Origin of the sequence: Streptomyces sp. TRM70350, assembly GCF_019219825.1 — a bacterium.
GTDB lineage: Bacteria > Actinomycetota > Actinomycetes > Streptomycetales > Streptomycetaceae > Streptomyces.
The window spans coordinates 196,403-214,934 of sequence record NZ_JAHUXH010000002.1 but is presented as its reverse complement, the minus strand read 5'-3'; the positions used below and the strand labels follow the sequence as shown (position 1 = coordinate 214,934).

General features: G+C 70.1%; 12 protein-coding genes. 6 read left to right on the top strand and 6 right to left on the bottom strand.

Going from position 1 to position 18,532, the window contains the following annotated elements; all coding sequences use genetic code 11:
- Positions 1 to 67 precede the first annotated feature (67 nt).
- A complete protein-coding gene (dnaE, locus tag KWI83_RS04335) occupies positions 68 to 3,607 on the bottom strand; it encodes a DNA polymerase III subunit alpha (RefSeq protein ID WP_218512912.1) in 3,540 nt (1,179 codons plus the stop codon).
- A gap of 269 nt (positions 3,608 to 3,876) precedes the next feature.
- Between dnaE and KWI83_RS04330 the strand changes: the two genes are divergently transcribed.
- From KWI83_RS04330 to KWI83_RS04315, 4 genes are all read left to right on the top strand, one after another.
- Positions 3,877 to 5,253, top strand: coding sequence for a DUF2252 domain-containing protein (locus KWI83_RS04330; protein ID WP_218512911.1), 1,377 nt, complete (start codon positions 3,877 to 3,879; stop codon positions 5,251 to 5,253).
- A gap of 79 nt (positions 5,254 to 5,332) precedes the next feature.
- Positions 5,333 to 6,025: a hypothetical protein gene (locus KWI83_RS04325; protein ID WP_218512910.1), complete on the top strand. Its 693-nt coding sequence runs from the start codon at positions 5,333 to 5,335 to the stop codon at positions 6,023 to 6,025.
- A gap of 81 nt (positions 6,026 to 6,106) precedes the next feature.
- Complete coding sequence (locus KWI83_RS04320; RefSeq protein ID WP_218512909.1) at positions 6,107 to 6,907, top strand: DsbA family protein; 801 nt, start codon at positions 6,107 to 6,109, stop codon at positions 6,905 to 6,907.
- A 126-nt stretch (positions 6,908 to 7,033) separates the two neighbouring features.
- Positions 7,034 to 8,695: an alkaline phosphatase gene (locus tag KWI83_RS04315; RefSeq protein ID WP_218512908.1), complete on the top strand. Its 1,662-nt coding sequence runs from the start codon at positions 7,034 to 7,036 to the stop codon at positions 8,693 to 8,695.
- 7 nt (positions 8,696 to 8,702) lie between these two features.
- On the opposite strand, the gene KWI83_RS04310 is transcribed toward KWI83_RS04315, so the two are convergent.
- A complete protein-coding gene (locus tag KWI83_RS04310) occupies positions 8,703 to 9,272 on the bottom strand; it encodes a dienelactone hydrolase family protein (RefSeq protein WP_218512907.1) in 570 nt (189 codons plus the stop codon).
- A 107-nt stretch (positions 9,273 to 9,379) separates the two neighbouring features.
- Here KWI83_RS04310 and KWI83_RS04305 point away from each other — a divergent pair, with 107 nt between their 5' ends.
- Positions 9,380 to 10,501 carry a mechanosensitive ion channel family protein gene (locus KWI83_RS04305; protein ID WP_218512906.1) on the top strand — a complete coding sequence of 374 codons (1,122 nt, stop codon included), beginning with the start codon at positions 9,380 to 9,382 and terminating at the stop codon, positions 10,499 to 10,501.
- 43 nt (positions 10,502 to 10,544) lie between these two features.
- On the opposite strand, the gene KWI83_RS04300 is transcribed toward KWI83_RS04305, so the two are convergent.
- From KWI83_RS04300 to KWI83_RS04285, 4 genes are all read right to left on the bottom strand, one after another.
- Positions 10,545 to 11,021, bottom strand: a complete 477-nt coding sequence (locus tag KWI83_RS04300; protein WP_218512905.1) for a GNAT family N-acetyltransferase — start codon at positions 11,019 to 11,021, stop codon at positions 10,545 to 10,547.
- A complete protein-coding gene (locus KWI83_RS04295) occupies positions 11,018 to 11,962 on the bottom strand; it encodes an RluA family pseudouridine synthase (protein WP_218512904.1) in 945 nt (314 codons plus the stop codon). Before KWI83_RS04295 ends, KWI83_RS04300 begins: the two co-directional genes overlap by 4 nt.
- A gap of 130 nt (positions 11,963 to 12,092) precedes the next feature.
- Positions 12,093 to 12,764 carry a signal peptidase II gene (gene lspA / locus KWI83_RS04290; RefSeq protein WP_218512903.1) on the bottom strand — a complete coding sequence of 224 codons (672 nt, stop codon included), beginning with the start codon at positions 12,762 to 12,764 and terminating at the stop codon, positions 12,093 to 12,095.
- 67 nt (positions 12,765 to 12,831) lie between these two features.
- Positions 12,832 to 14,547 (bottom strand): TraR/DksA C4-type zinc finger protein, encoded by a 1,716-nt coding sequence (locus KWI83_RS04285; protein WP_308121983.1) that lies wholly within the window; start codon positions 14,545 to 14,547, stop codon positions 12,832 to 12,834.
- Positions 14,548 to 15,275: 728 nt separating this feature from the next.
- Here KWI83_RS04285 and ileS point away from each other — a divergent pair.
- The gene (gene ileS / locus KWI83_RS04280) at positions 15,276 to 18,413 is read left to right on the top strand and encodes an isoleucine--tRNA ligase (RefSeq protein ID WP_218512902.1); all 3,138 of its coding nucleotides are present in this window, start codon (positions 15,276 to 15,278) and stop codon (positions 18,411 to 18,413) included.
- Positions 18,414 to 18,532: the final 119 nt, after the last annotated feature.

Genomic DNA, 18,532 nt, shown 5'->3' with positions numbered 1-18,532 from the left:
CCAGGCACATGACGAGGGGCGCATCCAGCAGCGGATGCGCCCCTTGCGCACATCAGGAAGCCGGGCCTCAGCCCGCGAGGCAGGACGGCCCGAGCAGCACCTTCAGATCACCGAACAGCGCCGGGTCGGGCTTCACCCGGTGCCGGTCCAGCCGCAGGACGGTCGTCTTCGTCGGCCCCTGGAGCCTGATCCGCACCTCGCTGTCGCCCTTGTGGTGGGTGAGGATCTCACCGAGCCGGCTGACCATGGGCGGAGTGACCTTCACCGCCGGGATGGTGAGCACCACGGGTGCGTTGGTGCCCGCGTTGGACAGGTCGGGGACCATCAGCTCCATCGCGACGAGCCGCGGCACGTCCTCGCGCTTGTCGAGGCGGCCCTTGACGAACACCACGGCGTCCTCGACGAGTTGGGTCGACACCAGCTGGTACGTCGCCGGGAAGAACATGCACTCGATGGAACCGGCGAGGTCCTCGACCGTGGCGATCGCCCAGGCGTTGCCCTGCTTGGTCATCTTGCGCTGCAGGCCCGAGATGATGCCGCCGATGGTGACGACCGCGCCGTCGCCGAAGTCACCCCCGGTGAGCTGGGAGATGCCCGCGTCGGCCTTGTCGGACAGCACGTGCTCCAGGCCGAAGAGCGGATGGTCGGAGACGTACAGACCGAGCATCTCCCGCTCCTGGGCGAGCAGATAGGTCTTGTCCCACTCGTCGGGCGAGAACTCCACGTCCAGGCCGAAGCCCGGCTCGCTGCTCGCCTCGTCGCCCATGCCGCCGAAGAGGTCGAACTGTCCTTCCGCCTCCTTGCGCTTGACCGCGACCACGTTGTCGATCATCGGCTCGTACTGCGCCGTCAGGCCCTTGCGGGTGTGGCCCATGGTGTCGAACGCGCCCGCCTTGATCAGCGACTCCGTGGTGCGCTTGTTGCAGACGACCGCGTCGACCTTGTCGAGGTAGTCGGGGAAGGAGGCGTACTTCCCCTTCGCCTTGCGGCACTTGATGATCGAGTCGACCACGTTCGTACCGACGTTGCGCACGGCGGACAGGCCGAAGAGGATCACGTCGTCGCCCTGCGCGGCGAAGTTCGACTCGGACTCGTTGACGTTCGGCGGCAGCACCCGGATGCCCATGCGGCGGCACTCGTTGAGGTAGACCGCCGACTTGTCCTTGTCGTCCTTGACCGAGGTGAGCAGCGCGGCCATGTACTCGGCGGGGTGGTTCGCCTTCAGGTACGCGGTCCAGTACGAGACCAGTCCGTACGCCGCCGAGTGCGCCTTGTTGAACGCGTAGCCGGCGAACGGGACCAGCACGTCCCACAGCGCCTGGATGGCTTCGTCGCTGTAGCCGTTCTTACGGGCGCCGCCCTGGAAGATGACGAAGTTCTTCTCCAGCTCCTCGGGCTTCTTCTTGCCCATCACGCGGCGGAGGATGTCGGCCTCGCCGAGCGAGTAGCCCGCGATGATCTGGGCGGCCTTCTGCACCTGCTCCTGATAGACGATCAGGCCGTAGGTGACGTCCAGGACCTCCTTGAGCGGCTCCTCCAGTTCGGGGTGGATCGGTGTGATCTCCTGCTGGCCGTTCTTGCGCAGGGCGTAGTTGATGTGCGAGTTCATGCCCATCGGGCCCGGCCGGTACAGGGCCGAGACGGCGGAGATGTCCTCGAAGTTGTCGGGCTTCATCATGCGCAGCAGGGAGCGCATGGGGCCGCCGTCGAACTGGAAGACGCCCAGGGTGTCGCCGCGCTGGAGCAGTTCGAAGGTCTGGGGGTCGTCGAGCGGCAGCGACAGCAGGTCGATGTCCAGGCCCTTGTTGGCCTTCACCATCTTGACCGCGTCATCCATGATCGTGAGGTTGCGCAGGCCCAGGAAGTCCATCTTCAGCAGGCCGAGCGACTCACAGCTCGGGTAGTCCCACTGCGTGATGGTCACGCCGTCGGTGTGCCTCACCCAGACCGGGACGTGTTCGGTGATGGTCTCGCTGGACATGATCACGCCGGCGGCGTGCACACCCATCTGCCGGACCAGGCCCTCCACGCCGCGTGCGGTGTCGATGACCTTCTTCACGTCGGGCTCGTTCTCGTACATCGCCCGGACCTCGCCCGCCTCCGAGTAGCGGGGGTGCTGCGGGTCGGTGATGCCGGAGAGCGGGATGCCCTTGCCGAGGACGTCCGGCGGCATCGCCTTGGTGATGCGGTCGCCCATCGCGTACGGGTAGCCCAGCACGCGCGCGGAGTCCTTGATCGCGTTCTTCGCCTTGATGGTGCCGTACGTGCCGATCATGGCGACCTTGTCGGCGCCGTATTTCTCCGTCACGTACCTGATCACCTCGACGCGCCTGCGCTCGTCGAAGTCGATGTCGACGTCGGGCATCGAGACGCGCTCGGGGTTGAGGAACCGCTCGAAGATCAGGCCGTGCGGGATCGGGTCGAGGTCGGTGATGCCCATGGCGTATGCCACGATCGAGCCGGCCGCGGAGCCTCGGCCGGGGCCGACGGCGATGCCGTTCTTCTTGGCCCACATGATGAAGTCGGCGACCACGAGGAAGTAGCCCGGGAACCCCATCTGGATGATGACGTCCATCTCGTACTCGGCCTGCCGCATCCGGTCCTCGGGGACGCCGCCCGGGAAGCGGCGCTCCATGCCGCGGCGGACCTCCTCCTGGAACCAGGTGACCTCGGTGTACCCCTCCGGGATGTCGAACCTGGGCATGAGGTCGCGCTTCTCGAACATGCCCGTGGTGTCGACCTGCTCGGCCACCAGCAGCGTGTTGCGGCAGCCCTCCTGCCAGGCGTCCGAGGAGTCGATGGCGTACATCTCCTCGGTGGACTTCAGGTAGTAGCCGGTGCCGTCGAACTTGAAGCGGTCGGGGTCGGAGAGGTTCTTGCCGGTCTGGATGCACAGCAGCGCGTCATGGGCGCCCGCCTCGTGCGCGTACGTGTAGTGCGAGTCGTTGGTGACCAGCGGCGGGATGCCGAGCTTCTTGCCGATCTCCAGCAGACCGTCGCGGACCCGGCGCTCGATCTCGATGCCGTGGTCCATCAGCTCCAGGAAGTAGCGGTCCTTGCCGAAGATGTCCTGGTAGTCGGCGGCCGCCTTCAGGGCCTCGTCGAAGTGGCCCAGGCGCAGCCGGGTCTGGACCTCGCCGGAGGGGCAGCCGGTGGAGGCGATCAGACCCTCGGACCACTGGGCGATGGTCTCCTTGTCCATCCGGGGCCACTTCTGCAGCCAGCCCTCGGCGTACGCGTCGGAGGAGAGCCGGAAGAGGTTGTGCAGGCCGGTCTTGTCCGCCGCCCAGATCGTCTTGTGCGTGTAACCGCCGGAGCCGGAGACGTCGTCCCGCTTCTGGTGCGGCTGGCCCCAGAGGATCTTGCGCTTGTTGCGCCGGGACTCCGGGGCGACGTATGCCTCGATGCCGATGATCGGGGTGATGCCGGCCTTCTGCGCGGAGTGGAAGAAGTCGTACGCCCCGTGCAGGTTGCCGTGGTCGGACATGGCGATGTGCGTCATGCCCATCTCGTTGCAGGCGTTGAACATGTCCTTCAGCCGCGCGGCACCGTCCAGCAGCGAGTACTGGGTGTGGACGTGCAGGTGCGTGAAGGGCGGCTTCGACACGGTTTCGGCCTCCAACTGAAAAGGTACGGCGCGAAGCGCCTCGTTGAGGGGTGGTGGTCGGGTGGCGGGTGGGCGCACGTCGACGAGGGCCCGACAGGCTGCGGACAGTCTGGGGGACAGCGTCGAAGTCTATGCCCCGGCACTGACACTCCGCGGGCACTCCCGCGTACCTTCGGACGTTGGAGAGTGACGGACGGGTCCTCGCACCGCGGCATGGACCATCCGTCCCACAGGTCACGCACCACGCCCGCACCAGGAGGCACCCAGCGATGTCGTTCCCGCAGCTCAACGACGAGCAACGCGGCGAGGAGATCCTCGCCGTCTTCGACACCGCCTTCGGCGAGCTGCTCGCCGCCGACCCGGCCGCGTTCCGGGTGAAGTTCCGGAAGATGGCCGCCTCGGCCTTCGCCTTCTACCGCGGCACGGCGTGCCTCTTCTACCACGACCTGGACGCGGAGAACGCCGGGCGGGGTGGCGGGAACACGCACGCGCGGACGGACGGGAACATAGACAGGGCACCGTTCCTGGACGAGCGCACCTCGCGCGTGTGGATCCACGGCGACCTGCACGCGGAGAACTTCGGCACGTACATGGATTCGAACGGTCGGCTGATCTTCAACGTCAACGACTTCGACGAGGCGTACGTCGGCCCCTTCACCTGGGACCTCAAGCGCTTCGCGGCCTCCATCGCCCTCATCGGGTACGCGAAGGCGCTCAGCGACGAGCAGATCACCGAGCTGGTGACGATCTACGCGGCCGCCTACCGCGAGCGGGTGCACGCGCTGGCCACCGGCGCCAAGAGCGACGAGGTGCCGCCGTTCACCCTGGACACCGCCGAGGGCCCGCTGCTGGACGCGCTGCGTGACGCCCGCTCGCTGACCCGGTTCGGGCTGCTGGACTCGATGACCGAGATCCGCGACTTCGAACGCCGGTTCGCCCCGGGCGGCGGCTCCATCGAGCTGGACGCGGCCACGCGCTACAAGGTGCTCGCCGCCTTCGACGGCTACCTGGAGACGCTCCCGGAGTCCTCGCTGGCCCGCCCCGACTCGTACCGGGTGAAGGACGTCGTCGGCCGCCGCGGCATCGGCATCGGCTCGGCCGGCCTGCCGTCGTACAACATCCTGCTGGAGGGCAACAGCGACGCCCTGGAGAACGACGTGGTGATCTACGTCAAGCAGGCCCAGACCCCGGCCGTCTCCCGGCACGTCACGGACCCGGCGATCCGCGAGTACTTCCAGCACGAGGGCCACCGCACGGTGATCTCCCAGCGCGCTTTGCAGGCGCACGCCGACCCGTGGCTGGGCTGGACCGAGCTGGACGGCGCGGGCCAGCTGGTCGCCGAGGTGTCGCCGTACGCCGTCGACCTCGACTGGGGCGACATCGACGACCCGGAGGAGATCGCCGCGGTCGTCGCCGACCTGGGCCGGGCCACGGCCACCATGCACTCGGCCGCCGACGACGACTCCGGCCACTCCGACCTGGTGCCGTTCTCCACCGAGCGGGCCATCGACGCGGCCCTCGCGGGCGACGAGGACGGCCTCGCGCCGCTCCTGGTCGACTTCGCGCACAGCTACGGCGCACGCGCGCGTGCCGACCACCAGATCTTCGTCGACCTCTTCCGCAACGGCCGGATCCCCGGCCTGTGACCGCCCACCGACCGCCCCAGGACTCCACAGGGACCCTTTAGGGGTCCCTTACAGGAGTCCGTGACACACTCTCTCCGTTATGGACATATCCGGGACACAGCTCAGAGCCGTACGCGCGGCGCTGTTCACGGCGATCGTCGTGACGCTCAGCACCGCGTCGCACGTGCTGCTGTCCCGGGCCCCGCTGCCGCTGGGCACGGTGGCGGCGATCGCCGCCGCCGTGTTCGTCATCGCCTACGCCCTGGCCGGCCGGGAGCGCGGCTTCGGCCGGATCGCCGCGCTGCTGATCCCGCTGGAGCTGGCCGCCGACACGGTGTTCACCACGGGCCAGCACGCCTGTTACGGCCGGGCGGGCGGCCCGGTGGCGGGCCCGTTGCGCTCGGTCGGCCTGGACGTGCTGTGCGGCGGCGGCGAGGTGGGCACGCCACTGGCACGGATGGCCGGCACCAGCGGTACGGACCGGGTCGCCGCCGTCCTCGCGCACGCGCACCCCGAGACCGCGTGGCTGCTGCTCGGCGCCCACGTCGGCGTCGGTCTGCTGGCGGCGGCCTGGCTGCGCCGCGGCGAGCGGGCCCTGGCCCAGCTGCTCAGCGCGATGGCCGCGACCACGTTCCGGCCACTGCTGCTGGCGGTCGCCGCCGGGACGGTACGACTCGCCGCACCGGCCCCCCGGCTGCCCCGCCCCGCGCACCGTACGGCCCCCGCGCGCGACCTGCTCCTCACCCACTCCCTGGGACGACGTGGCCCGCCGTGCTCCCTGGCCCTCGGCTGAACCGAGCGGCACCGCACGAGCACGACAACCCCTCACACGTATCCCGCGTACGACATGTGCGCGTCCCACACGGAGATCATCATGAGCAAGCGGAACAGCCAGGCGGCGAAGACGGCGGCCCGGGAGCGGCTGCGGGCCGAGCGCGAGCGTGAGGCCAGGCGGGCCAAGGTCAAGCGGCAGATCATCGTCGCCTGCTCGGCCGTCGGCGTCCTCGCGGTGGCCGGCGGCATCGGCTATGCCGTCGTGCAGACCAACCAGCCGAGCAAGTGGGAGGCGGCCGCCGACGCCGAGGTCGTCGCCCCGGCCAACACCTCCGGCAAGAACGGCACCACGGTCCTGATCGGCGACTCCAAGTCCGACAACGTGGTCCACCTCTACGAGGACCCGCGCTGCCCGGCCTGCGCCTCCTTCGAGCAGACCATCGGCGAGGCCGTCAACAAGGGCATGGAGGACGGCGACTACAAGCTGTCCTTCACCCTCGGCACCTTCCTCGACGGCAACCTCGGCGGCGAGGGCTCCAAGAACGCCCTCAGCGCGCTCGGCGCCGCGCTGAACGTCAGCCCCGAGGCGTTCCTGGACTACAAGGCCGCGCTGTACTCGGCGGAGTACCACCCGCAGGAGTCCACCGACGAGTTCGCCAAGGACAGCTACCTGATCAAGGTGGCGAACACGGTGGACGCGCTGAAGAACAACAAGAAGTTCCAGGACGCCGTCGAGAAGGGCACGTACGACGCCTGGGCGATGAAGATGAGCGACTCCTTCGACAACACCAAGGACGTCAAGTCCACCCCGACCATCAAGATCAACGACAAGGTGATCGAGAACCCGAGCACCGTCGCCGAGTGGGAGACCGCGCTCAAGAACGCGGGCATCACCAAGTAACACGCCGTCAGGCGGTAACGCCGTACGGAAGCACGAAGAACGAGCGGGCGAACTCTTCCTGGTTCGCCCGCTCTTCGCATACCCGTGCCTTACCGAAAGCGCTACCGATCAGTAATCTGATCGCCCGTGACCAGTCGACACAGACCCAACACGGGCCTCAACTCTCCCACTCCGCGCCGCCGTACGGTCGTCAAGGCGGCCGCCGCCGGAGCCGTGCTCGCCGCTCCGCTCGCCGGTGCCCTGCCCGCCCGGGCGGCTACCGACACCCCCGCCTTCCTGCACGGGGTCGCCTCCGGGGACCCGCTCCCGGACGGCATCCTGCTGTGGACCCGGGTGACGCCCACCGCCGAGGCGACGCCCGGCTCCGGGCTCGGCCCGGACACCGAGGTCAGCTGGACCGTGGCCACGGACAAGGCGTTCACCAACATCATCGCCAAGGGCTCCACCACCGCGAGCGCCGCCTCGGACCACACGGTCAAGGCCGACATCCGCGGCCTCGCGCCCGCCACCGACTACTGGTTCCGCTTCTCCGCCGGCGGCACCGACTCCCCGGCCGGCCGCGCCCGCACCGCCCCCGCCACGGACGCGGCCGTCGCGAACCTCCGCTTCGGCGTGGTCTCCTGCGCCAACTGGGAGGCCGGCTACTTCGCGGCGTACCGTCACCTCGCCGCCCGCGGCGACCTGGACGCCTGGCTGCACCTCGGCGACTACATCTACGAGTACGGCGCCGGCGAGTACGGCACCCGGGGCACCTCCGTCCGCGCGCACGCCCCGGCGCACGAGATCGTCACCCTCGCCGACTACCGCGTCCGGCACGGCCGTTACAAGACCGACCCCGACCTGCAGGCGCTGCACGCCGCCGCCCCGGTCGTGGCGATCTGGGACGACCACGAGATAGCCAACGACAGCTGGTCCGGCGGTGCCGAGAACCACACCGAGGGCGCCGAGGGCACCTGGGCCGCCCGCCAGGCCGCCGCCAAGCAGGCCTACTTCGAGTGGATGCCGGTCCGCCCGGCCATCGCGGGCACCACCTACCGTCGGCTGCGCTTCGGCAAGCTCGCCGACCTCTCCCTGCTCGACCTGCGCTCGTTCCGCTCCCAGCAGGCCGCCTTCGGCAACGGCGACGTCGACGACCCGGACCGCACGCTCACCGGACGCGCCCAACTCGACTGGCTCAAGGCGGGCCTGACGTCCTCCGACACCACCTGGCGGCTGGTCGGCAACTCCGTGATGATCTCGCCGTTCGCCATCGGCTCGCTCTCCGCCGGGTTGTTCAAGCCGCTGGCCAAACTGCTGGGCCTGCCCCAGGAGGGCCTGGCCGTCAACACCGACCAGTGGGACGGCTACACCGACGACCGCCGCGAACTTGTCGCCCACCTGCGCTCGAACGCGATCCGCAACACCGTCTTCCTCACCGGCGACATCCACATGGCGTGGGCCAACGACGTGCCGGTGAACGCCGGTACGTACCCGCTGTCGGCGTCCGCCGCCACGGAGTTCGTCGTCACCTCGGTCACGTCCGACAACCTCGACGACCTCGTGAAGGTCCCCGAGGGCACCGTCTCCGCCGTCGCCTCGCCGGTCATCCGCGCGGCCAACCGGCACGTCCACTGGGTCGACACCGACCGCCACGGCTACGGCGTGCTGGACATCACAGCCGAGCGCGCGCAGATGGACTACTACGTCCTCTCCGACCGGACGAAGGCCGACGCGACGGCCTCCTGGAGCCGCTCCTACCGCACGCGCAGCGGCACACAGAAGGTGGAGCGGACGTACGACCCGGTGTAACCGCTGGTCAGAGACTGTCGAGGAAGCCGAGCGCCACCCGCCAGGTGGCCTCGGCGGCCTCCTCGTCGTAGTCCGGCAGGTCGGGGTCGGTGTACAGGTGCCCGGCCCCGGCGTACCGGTAGATCTCCACGTCCGCCCCGGCCCGGCGCATCTGCAGATACCAGGCGCTCAGCCAGTCGTCCGTCTCGAACGGGTCCGGCTCGGCGACATGCAGCTGCACCGGCAGATCGTCCACCGAGACGTTCGGCGCGAGGTCCGACGTGCCGTGCAGGAGCAGCAGTCCGCGCGCCCTCTCGTCACCCAGCGCGAGGGTCTGCGCGACCGAGGCGCCGAGCGAGAACCCGGCGTACACCAGCCCCCGCTCCGAGTAGGGCGCGGCGGCCAGCACGGCCCGCTTCAGCAGCTCGTCCTTGCCGACCTCCTCCTTGAACGCCATGCCGTCCTCGGCCGTTTCGAACGTGCGCCCCTCGAAGAGGTCCGGCGTCCACACCTCGTGACCGGCCGTGCGCAGCCGGTCCGCCGCGGCGCGGACCGCGGGTCTGAGGCCGTAGGACGAGTGGAACAGCATGATGTTCATGAGGCCATGGTGCCAGCCGGGTACGACAACGCAGGTCCGGGGCGCTACCCCGATCCGCCGCGAAGTCACATGTTCACTGTCCCCTGGTACTGGTTACGTTCGAGGGCATGGAGAACCTGCTCCGCCCCCTCATCGTGATCGGCGGCTCGGTCGTGCTCGGCCTGCTCATCGGCTGGGCCACCGACCGGCTGCTGCGCAAGGCCGACGAGCGGCACCCGGAGACCCCGCTGTGGGGTCTGCTGCGCCGTGGCCGCATCCCCTACCAACTCGTGCTGTGCGCGGCCCTGCTGAGAGGGTCGTACGACCAGGCGCAGTTGCTCCAGGACCACCGGGTCGGCGTCGGCCGGACGTTCACGCTGGTGCTGATCGGGTCGGCGGCGTGGCTGGTGATCCGGATCGCGGCGGCGGTCGTCGAGACGTCGTACACGCGGTACGCCAGCTCCCACGCCCAGCGCGACCCGGCCCGGGTCCGCCGGGTGCGCACCCAGGTGACGCTGATCACGCGGGTGGTCGCGGCGGTCGTCGGCGTGGTGGCCGCCGCGGCGATGCTGCTGACGTTCCCGGCGTTCCGCGCGGCGGGCGCCTCGCTGCTGGCCTCGGCGGGCATCCTCGGCATCGTCGCCGGTGTGGCGGCACAGTCGACGCTGGGCAACATGTTCGCGGGGCTGCAGATCGCGTTCGGCGACATGGTGCGCATAGGGGACACGGTCGTGGTGGACGGCGAGTGGGGCACCGTCGAGGAGATCACGCTGACCTACCTCACGGTCCGCACGTGGGACGAACGCCGGATCACGATGCCGGTGTCGTACTTCACATCCAAGCCCTTCGAGAACTGGTCGCGCGGCACCCCTCAGATGACCGGCACCGTCTACTGGCACCTCGACCACACCGCCCCCGTGGCCGCGATGCGTGAGAAGCTCCGCGACATCCTGCGCGAGTGCCCGGCCTGGGACGGCCGCCACTACGGCGTGGACGTGACGGACACCACGCCCAACACCATGGAGGTGCGGGCCCTGGTGACGGCGAAGGACGCGGACGACGTCTGGACGGTACGGGTCACGGTCCGCGAGCGGATGATCGCCTGGCTGATCCACGAACACCCGTACGCCCTCCCCCGGGTCAACACAGCGGACGCGATCCTCCCCCCGGGCTCCAACGGCCGCCGCCCGTCCCCCGACGGCGCGGCACCACGCCGAGCGGTGGAAACCCCGAGGCCGGAACGAGGCTGAGGCTTGTCACGGCACGCGCGACGCCCACCTCTTGCCCAACTTGTCAGCCCCGCCGGAGCGAACGCCGCATCGCCCGATGCGGTATCCCCGCGTCGGGGAACTCCGGCCCGTACGCCACGTACCCCAGCCGCTCGTAGAAGCCCAAGGCATGTGTCTGCGCGTGCAGATCGACCGCCGACAGCCCACGCGCGCGTGCCGCGTCCTCGATGGCCCGCACCCGCGCGCCCCCGACACCGAGCCCGCGCGCGCCCCGGGTCACCGCGAGCCGCCCGAGCGACCCCACCGACGGATCGCCCCCGGTCTTGCCGACCGCCGCGGCGCCGTACAGCAGCCGCCCCGTCCCGAGGGGCACGCCGTCCTCCCGCACGGCGAGCACATGCAGCGCGCCGGCGTCGTACGCGTCGTACTCGACATCCTCCGGTACGCCCTGTTCGGCGACGAAGACCTCCTTGCGTACGGCGAAACACGCCGCGCGGTCGGCCTCCTCCTCGGCGACCCGGACGACGTACCCGGGGCTCATCCGTAGGTCTCTTCGCGCACCTTGTCCAACGCGTTCTGCAGGTCGTCCGGGTAGTCGCAGGCGAACTCCACCCACTCACCGTCCCCGGGGTGCTCGAAGCCCAGCCGTACGGCGTGCAGCCACTGCCGGGTCAGGCGGAGCCGCTTGGCGAGGGTCGGGTCGGCGCCGTACGTCAGGTCGCCGACGCAGGGGTGGCGGTGCGCGGCCATGTGGACGCGGATCTGGTGCGTGCGGCCCGTCTCCAGCTTCACGTCGAGCAGCGAGGCCGCGCGGAACGCCTCGATCAGGTCGTAGTGCGTGACGGACGGCTTGCCGTCGGCCGTGACCGCCCACTTGTAGTCGTGGTTGGGGTGGCGGCCGATGGGCGCGTCGATGGTGCCGCTGGTGGGGTCGGGGTGGCCCTGCACGAGGGTGTGGTACCGCTTGTCGACCGTGCGCTGCTTGAACTGCCGCTTGAGCGAGGTGTACGCGCGCTCGGACTTGGCGACCACCATCAGCCCCGACGTACCGACGTCGAGCCGGTGCACGATGCCCTGGCGCTCGGCCGCGCCGGACGTGGAGATCCGGTACCCGGCCGCCGCGAGGCCGCCGATGACCGTCGGCCCGGTCCACCCCGGACTCGGATGCGCGGCCACGCCGACCGGCTTGACGACGACGACCACGTCCTCGTCGTCGTGCACGATCTCCATGCCCTCGACCGGCTCGGCCACCACCTGCACCGGCGGGGCCGCCTGCGGCATCTCGACCTCCAGCCAGGCGCCGCCGCGCACCCGCTCGGACTTGCCGACCGCCGTGCCGTCGACCAGCACCTTGCCCGCCGCGGCGAGCTCCGCGGCCTTGGTACGGGAGAAGCCGAACATGCGGGAGATGGCGGCGTCGACGCGCTCGCCCTCCAGGCCGTCCGGCACGGGCAGGGTACGGATCTCGGGAATCGTGCTCACCCGTCGAGTATGCCGGACGGGTCCGACAGCACTGACCGGAGGCTGTTGATCAGTCCTTTGATCAGTCCTTTGATCAGTGCTGTGGCGAGTCGTGGTGTGGTCAGTCCTGTTGTCGTCAGTCCTGTTGTGGTCAGTCCTTGTGGACGGTGCCGTCCGGATCGAGGCCCTTGAAGGACAGCAGCACGATCAGGATGCCGCCGCACACGATCGCCGAGTCGGCGAGGTTGAAGACGGCGAAGTTCTTGGGCGCGATGAAGTCGACGACCGCGCCCTGGAAGACGCCCGGCGAGCGGAAGATCCGGTCGGTGAGGTTGCCCAGCGCACCGCCGAGCAGCAGGCCGAGGGCGATCGCCCAGGGCAGGCTGTACAGTTTGCGGGCGAGCCGGGCGATCACCACGATCACCGCCGCCGCGATCATCGTGAAGATCACGGTGAAGGCCTCGCCGAAGCCGAAGGCCGCGCCCGCGTTGCGGATCGCCTCGAAGCGCAGCCAGTCCCCGATGATCTCGATCGGCTCGTGGTGCTCCAGCTTGGCGACCACGATCATCTTGCTGATCAGGTCGAGGGCGTACGCGAATCCGGCGACCGCGAACAGTACGGCGATCCGGCGCTTGCCCCGGGGCCGCTCGGCCGGGGCGCCCCGCTCGTCCGTGCCGGACGCGCCGGCCGCTGCCGCCGCCTCGCCGTTCACCTCGGAGCCGGACCGTTCCTGCGACGCGGCGTCGTCGCCGGGCTGCTCCTGCTCGGCCCGCGCCGCGTCCGGGGTGCCCGGCATACCGATGATGCGCTCCGCCTCTGCCACGTGAGTCCCTCAACCTAGGTGCCTGACTGAGCACGAGGGTACGGCACGCCGAGGACGGCGCACGTGGTCAGTACCGGCGCTCCTGCTTCTGCTTGCACTCGACGCACAGGGTGGCCCGGGGGAAGGCCTGCATACGGGCCTTGCCGATGGGGTTGCCGCAGTTCTCGCAGAGGCCGTACGTGCCCGCGTCGAGGCGCTGCAGGGCGTGCTCGGTCTGGGTCAGCATCTCGCGCGCGTTGGCGGCGAGGGCCAGCTCGTGCTCGCGCGTGATGTTCTTGGCGCCGGTGTCCGCCTGGTCGTCGCCCGCGCCGTCGCCGGAGTCCCGCATCAGACCGGCAAGGGACGCCTCGGCGTTGGCGATCTCGGCGCTCAGCCGCTCCATCTCGGACGTCAGCTCCCCGTGGGCCTCCTCGACCTCTTCCGGGGTCCAGGGGTCCTCACCGGGGCGCACCGCGAGATCGCCCGGCTCCGCCGCGGCGACCCGTGCCTTGGGGACGGCGGTCTGCGCCGCCGTGGCCTGCCCAGGGGTCTTCTTCGCAACCACCGTCGTGGCTCCCGTCTGCTTCGCGGCCTGCGCCGCGCCCACCTTCTTGCCCGGCACCTTCTTCGCGGCCCGCTTCCCAACGCCCACGGCCGCGTCCTCACCGACGGCCGCCTCGCCGCCTACGGCTTCCTGAGCGCCCGCCGCCTTCTCGACGAGGGCCTCCTCAGCCGCAGCACGCCCGGTCACCGCCGCCTCCTCGGCGGTCCCCTCAGCCGCCGCGTGCTCGGCTACCACCGCCTTCCTGGCCGCGGCCTTCTTGCCCGACGCCACCTTCCTGGCGCTCTCCTCAGCCGCCGCGTGCTCGGCTACCACCGCCTTGGCCGCGGCCTTCTTGCCCGACGCCACCTTCCTGGCGGCCCCCTCAGCCACCGCGTGCTCGGCTACCACCGCCTTGGCCGCGGCCTTCTTAGCCGACGCCGTCTTCTTTGCCGCGGCTTCCTTCGGTCCCGCGGCCTTCTTGGCAGCGGCCTTCTTGGCAGCGGTCTCCTTGGCCACCGCTTCGCTGGGCACTTCCGCCTTCTCGGCCGCAGCCGCCTTTTTGGCGGCGGTCTTGGCGGCGGTCTTGGCGGCGGTCTTCTCGGCCGCAGCCTTCTTCGCCGCCTGCTTCCCGGCCCCCGCCTCTCCGGCCCCCGCCTGCTTGACCGGCTCCTTCTTGGCCGACGCCTTCCTCGCGGCCCGCTTCTCGGTGGCCTCCTTCCCGACAGCAGCCTTCTCACCCACCGCCGCCTCCGGCGCCCTCTTCCTACCCGACACCTTCTTCGCAGCCTGCTTCTCGGTGGCCTCCTCCCCGACCACCGCCTCCGGCGCCCCCCTCTTGCCCGACACCTTCTTCGCAGCCCGCTTCTCGGTGGCCTCCTCCCCGACGGCCGCCTTCTTGGCCGCCACCCCCGCAACCGGCGCCTTCTTACCCGCAGCCTCCTTGGCCGCCGTCTTCGCGGCAGTTTTCCCGGTGCCCGTCTCCTTCGCCGCCGCCTTCTTCCCCTCCGCCTTCTTGGCCGCAGCCTTCCCCGCGCCCCCCTTCTCACCCACCGCCTTCTTGGCCGCAACCTTCCCCGCGGCCCCCTTCTCACCCGCCACCCCCGCCGAAGCCGTACCCTTCCCAGCCCCCGACCCCGACCCCGACCCCGACCCCACCCCCCTCTTCACAGGCGCCGCCCGCGCCCCGGCCGTCCGCTCGGCGGTCGCCCCCCGCACCCTTTTCATGGCCTTGCCCACCGCGCGCTTCGCGGCCGACGTCACCCCCTGCGTGCTCTTCTTCCCGCCCGCACCCTTGGCCGTACCACCGGACGCGCTCGCCGCCCCGCCGGAGGCGCTCGTGGACCTGCCGGACGCCGACTGCTGTACGGCGGTCTTCTTCGCCACCATGGCCGCGGCCCCTTCACATATTGTGATCTTGCACGCGAATCGTGCTGGGACGATAAATCGACTCGGGTCCCGCGGCAACGGGGCACGCCGCCCGAATCGCCCGCCCCGCGGCCGCTGCGCGGCCGGCATGCATGCGTTGTGCCCAGCTCCCCGCCAGGTAATCCGTCGAGCCGGACATCACAGGATCCGAAGTCACATAATTGACCAATCGGGTCATATTACATCCATCCCCGTCCCACCCAGCCCCCTCCAGAAATCCGGTCGGCCGCTGTCCGCCCGGCGCCGTACACTGGGCGGAGCGAAAAGCGTGGATGGGGACGAGTAGCGGCGTACGCAGCCCAGAGCGACCCGGGGACGGTGGAAGCCCGGGGGCGAGCGCGACGTGAAGATCACCCCGGAGCCGCCGGAAGAAAGCCCAGCTGAAGAGCCAGGGTCAGTAGAACCGGCATCGCGACCCCAATGAGGGGGCTCACCGAGGCACAACAGTGCGTCGGCGGGCCAAGGAGGGTGGTACCGCGGGAGCGCGCCGAAAGCGGCGTAAGGAGTCGAAGCTCTCGTCCCTCCGGACGGAAGGCAGCAAGTCCGCCGGAGGAAGCTCGCAGATGACAACGCCGACGTACCGCCAGGTGCCCGCCCAGGTCGACCTGCCCGCCCTTGAGCACGCCGTGCTCGACTTCTGGCGCGAGCAGAAGATCTTCGCCAAGAGCCTGGAGCAGTCCGAGGGCCGCCCCGAGTGGGTGTTCTACGAGGGCCCGCCCACCGCCAACGGCATGCCCGGCGCCCACCACATCGAGGCCCGCGTCTTCAAGGACGTCTTCCCCCGCTTCCGCACCATGCGCGGCTACCACGTGGCCCGCAAGGCCGGCTGGGACTGCCACGGCCTGCCGGTGGAGCTGGCGGTGGAGAAGGAGCTGGGCTTCTCCGGCAAGAAGGACATCGAGGCCTACGGCATCGCCGAGTTCAACGCCAAGTGCCGCGAGTCCGTGCTCCGCCACACCGACGCCTTCTCCGAGCTGACGACCCGCATGGGCTACTGGGTCGACCTCGACGAGGCATACGTGACCATGGAGCCCGAGTACATCGAGTCGGTCTGGTGGTCACTGAAGGAGATCTTCAACAAGGGCCTCCTCGTCCAGGACCACCGCGTCGCCCCCTGGTGCCCCCGCTGCGGCACCGGCCTGTCCGACCACGAGCTGGCCCAGGGCTACGAGACGGTCGTCGACCCCTCCGTCTACGTCCGCTTCCCCCTCGCCTCCGGCCCCCTCGCCGGCGAGGCCGCGCTCCTGGTGTGGACGACCACCCCGTGGACCCTGGTCTCGAACACGGCCGTCGCCGCCCACCCCGAGGTCACCTACGTCGTCGCGACCAACGGCGAGGAGCAGCTCGTCGTCGCCGAGGCCCTCGTCGCCAAGGCCCTCGGCGAGGGCTGGGAGACCACCGGCCAGAGCTTCACCGGCGCCGAGATGGAGCGGTGGACGTACCAGCGCCCCTTCGAGCTGGTCGAGTTCCCGGCCCCGGCCCATTTCGTCGTCAACGCCGACTACGTCACCACCGAGGACGGCACCGGCCTGGTCCACCAGTCCCCCGCCTTCGGTGAGGACGACCTCAGGGTCTGCCGCTCCTACGGCCTGCCGGTCGTGAACCCGGTCCGCCCGGACGGCACCTTCGAGGAGGACCTCCCCCTCGTCGGCGGCGCCTTCTTCAAGAAGGCCGACGAGAAGCTCACCGAGGACCTCGGCAACCGCGGCCTGCTCTTCAAGCACCTGCCGTACGAGCACAGCTACCCGCACTGCTGGCGCTGCCACACCGCGCTCCTCTACTACGCGCAGCCGTCCTGGTACATCCGCACGACGGCCGTCAAGGACCGCCTGCTGGAGGAGAACGAGCGGACCAACTGGTACCCGGACACGGTCAAGCACGGCCGCTACGGCGACTGGCTCAACAACAACATCGACTGGGCCCTGTCCCGCAACCGCTACTGGGGCACCCCGCTGCCGATCTGGCGCTGCGAGGACGACCACCTCACGGTCGTCGGCTCCCGCTCCGAGCTCACCGAGCTGACCGGCACGGACCAGTCCGGCCTCGACCCGCACCGCCCGTTCATCGACGAGGTCACCTTCGCCTGCCCGCAGTGCCGGCAGACGGCCACGCGCGTGCCGGAGGTCATCGACGCCTGGTACGACTCGGGTTCGATGCCGTTCGCGCAGTGGGGCTACCCGTACAAGAACAAGGAGCTCTTCGAGTCCCGCTACCCGGCGCAGTTCATCAGCGAGGCCATCGACCAGACCCGCGGCTGGTTCTACACGCTGATGGCGGTCGGCACCCTCGTCTTCGACAAGTCGTCGTACGAGAACGTCGTCTGCCTCGGCCACATCCTCGCCGAGGACGGCCGGAAGATGTCCAAGCACCTGGGCAACATCCTCCAGCCGATCCCGCTCATGGACCAGCACGGCGCCGACGCGGTCCGCTGGTTCATGGCGGCTGGCGGCTCCCCGTGGGCGGCCCGCCGCGTCGGCCACGGCACCATCCAGGAGGTCGTCCGCAAGACGCTCCTCACCTACTGGAACACGGTCGCCTTCCAGGCCCTGTACGCCCGCACGTCGAACTGGGCCCCGTCCGAGGCCGACCCGGCCCCGGCCGACCGCCCGCTGCTCGACCGCTGGCTGCTGTCCGAACTGCACGCGCTGACCGACCAGGTGACCCAGTCCCTGGAGGCGTACGACACCCAGCGCGCCGGCAAGCTGCTGTCCGCGTTCGTCGACGATCTGTCGAACTGGTACGTACGCCGGTCCCGGCGCCGGTTCTGGCAGGGCGACAAGGCGGCGCTGCGCACCCTGCACGAGGTCGTCGAGACGGTCACGAAGCTGATGGCCCCGCTGACCCCGTTCATCACCGAGCGGGTCTGGCAGGACCTGATCGTGCCGGTCACGCCCGGGGCGCCGGAGTCGGTGCACCTGTCCTCCTGGCCGGAGGCGGACCTGTCCGCGATCGACCCGGAACTGTCGAAGCAGATGGTGCTCGTGCGCCGCCTGGTGGAACTGGGCCGTGCCACGCGCGCGGAGTCGGGTGTCAAGACGCGTCAGCCGCTGAAGCGCGCGCTGATCGCCGCGACCGGTTTCGACGCCCTCTCCCCCGAGCTGCACACGCAGATCACGGAGGAGCTGAACGTCGAGTCGCTGGCGTCGCTGAGCGAGGTCGGCGGCTCCCTGGTCGACACGACGGCCAAGGCCAACTTCCGTGCGCTGGGCAAGCGGTTCGGCAAGCGCGTCCAGGACGTCGCCAAGGCGATCGCGAACGCCGACGCGGCCGCGCTGTCCCTCGCCCTGCGCGAGGGCACGGCGTCGGTGGAGGTCGACGGCGAGACCATCACCCTGGCTCCGGACGAGGTCATCATCACGGAGACCCCGCGTGAAGGCTGGTCGGTGGCCTCGGACTCGGGCGCCACGGTGGCCCTGGACCTGGAGATCACGGAGGAGCTCCGCCGCGCGGGCCTCGCCCGTGACGCGATCCGCCTGATCCAGGAGGCCCGCAAGAACAGCGGCCTCGACGTCGCCGACCGCATCGCGCTGCGCTGGACGGCGACGGACCCGGCGACCGTCGCCGCGCTGACCGAGCATGCCGGGCTGATCGCCGACGAGGTGCTGGCGACGGACTTCGCGTCCGGCAAGGGGGACGAGACGTTCGGCGAGGCGTTCACGGACGAGCCTCTGACGCTGACGTTCCGCCTGCGCAAGGCATAACCCCCGGCCGAAGGCCCGGGCCCGCCAAAGAATCTTGGCGGGCCCGGGCCTTCGGCGTTGCGTACACCCACACAACTGCACCCACACCCGAACACACACGGCAAAAACCGCGAACACGC

What these genes read in the sequence shown, in the direction of transcription:
- KWI83_RS04330 (WP_218512911.1), top strand. Translation starts at nt 3,877, where the DNA reads ATGTCGTTCCCGCAGCTCAACGACGAGCAACGCGGCGAGGAGATCCTC.
- ileS (WP_218512902.1), top strand. Translation starts at nt 15,276, where the DNA reads ATGACAACGCCGACGTACCGCCAGGTGCCCGCCCAGGTCGACCTGCCC.
- KWI83_RS04305 (WP_218512906.1), top strand. Translation starts at nt 9,380, where the DNA reads ATGGAGAACCTGCTCCGCCCCCTCATCGTGATCGGCGGCTCGGTCGTG.
- KWI83_RS04320 (WP_218512909.1), top strand. Translation starts at nt 6,107, where the DNA reads ATGAGCAAGCGGAACAGCCAGGCGGCGAAGACGGCGGCCCGGGAGCGG.
- KWI83_RS04310 (WP_218512907.1), bottom strand. Translation starts at nt 9,272, where the DNA reads ATGAACATCATGCTGTTCCACTCGTCCTACGGCCTCAGACCCGCGGTC.
- KWI83_RS04300 (WP_218512905.1), bottom strand. Translation starts at nt 11,021, where the DNA reads ATGAGCCCCGGGTACGTCGTCCGGGTCGCCGAGGAGGAGGCCGACCGC.
- KWI83_RS04325 (WP_218512910.1), top strand. Translation starts at nt 5,333, where the DNA reads ATGGACATATCCGGGACACAGCTCAGAGCCGTACGCGCGGCGCTGTTC.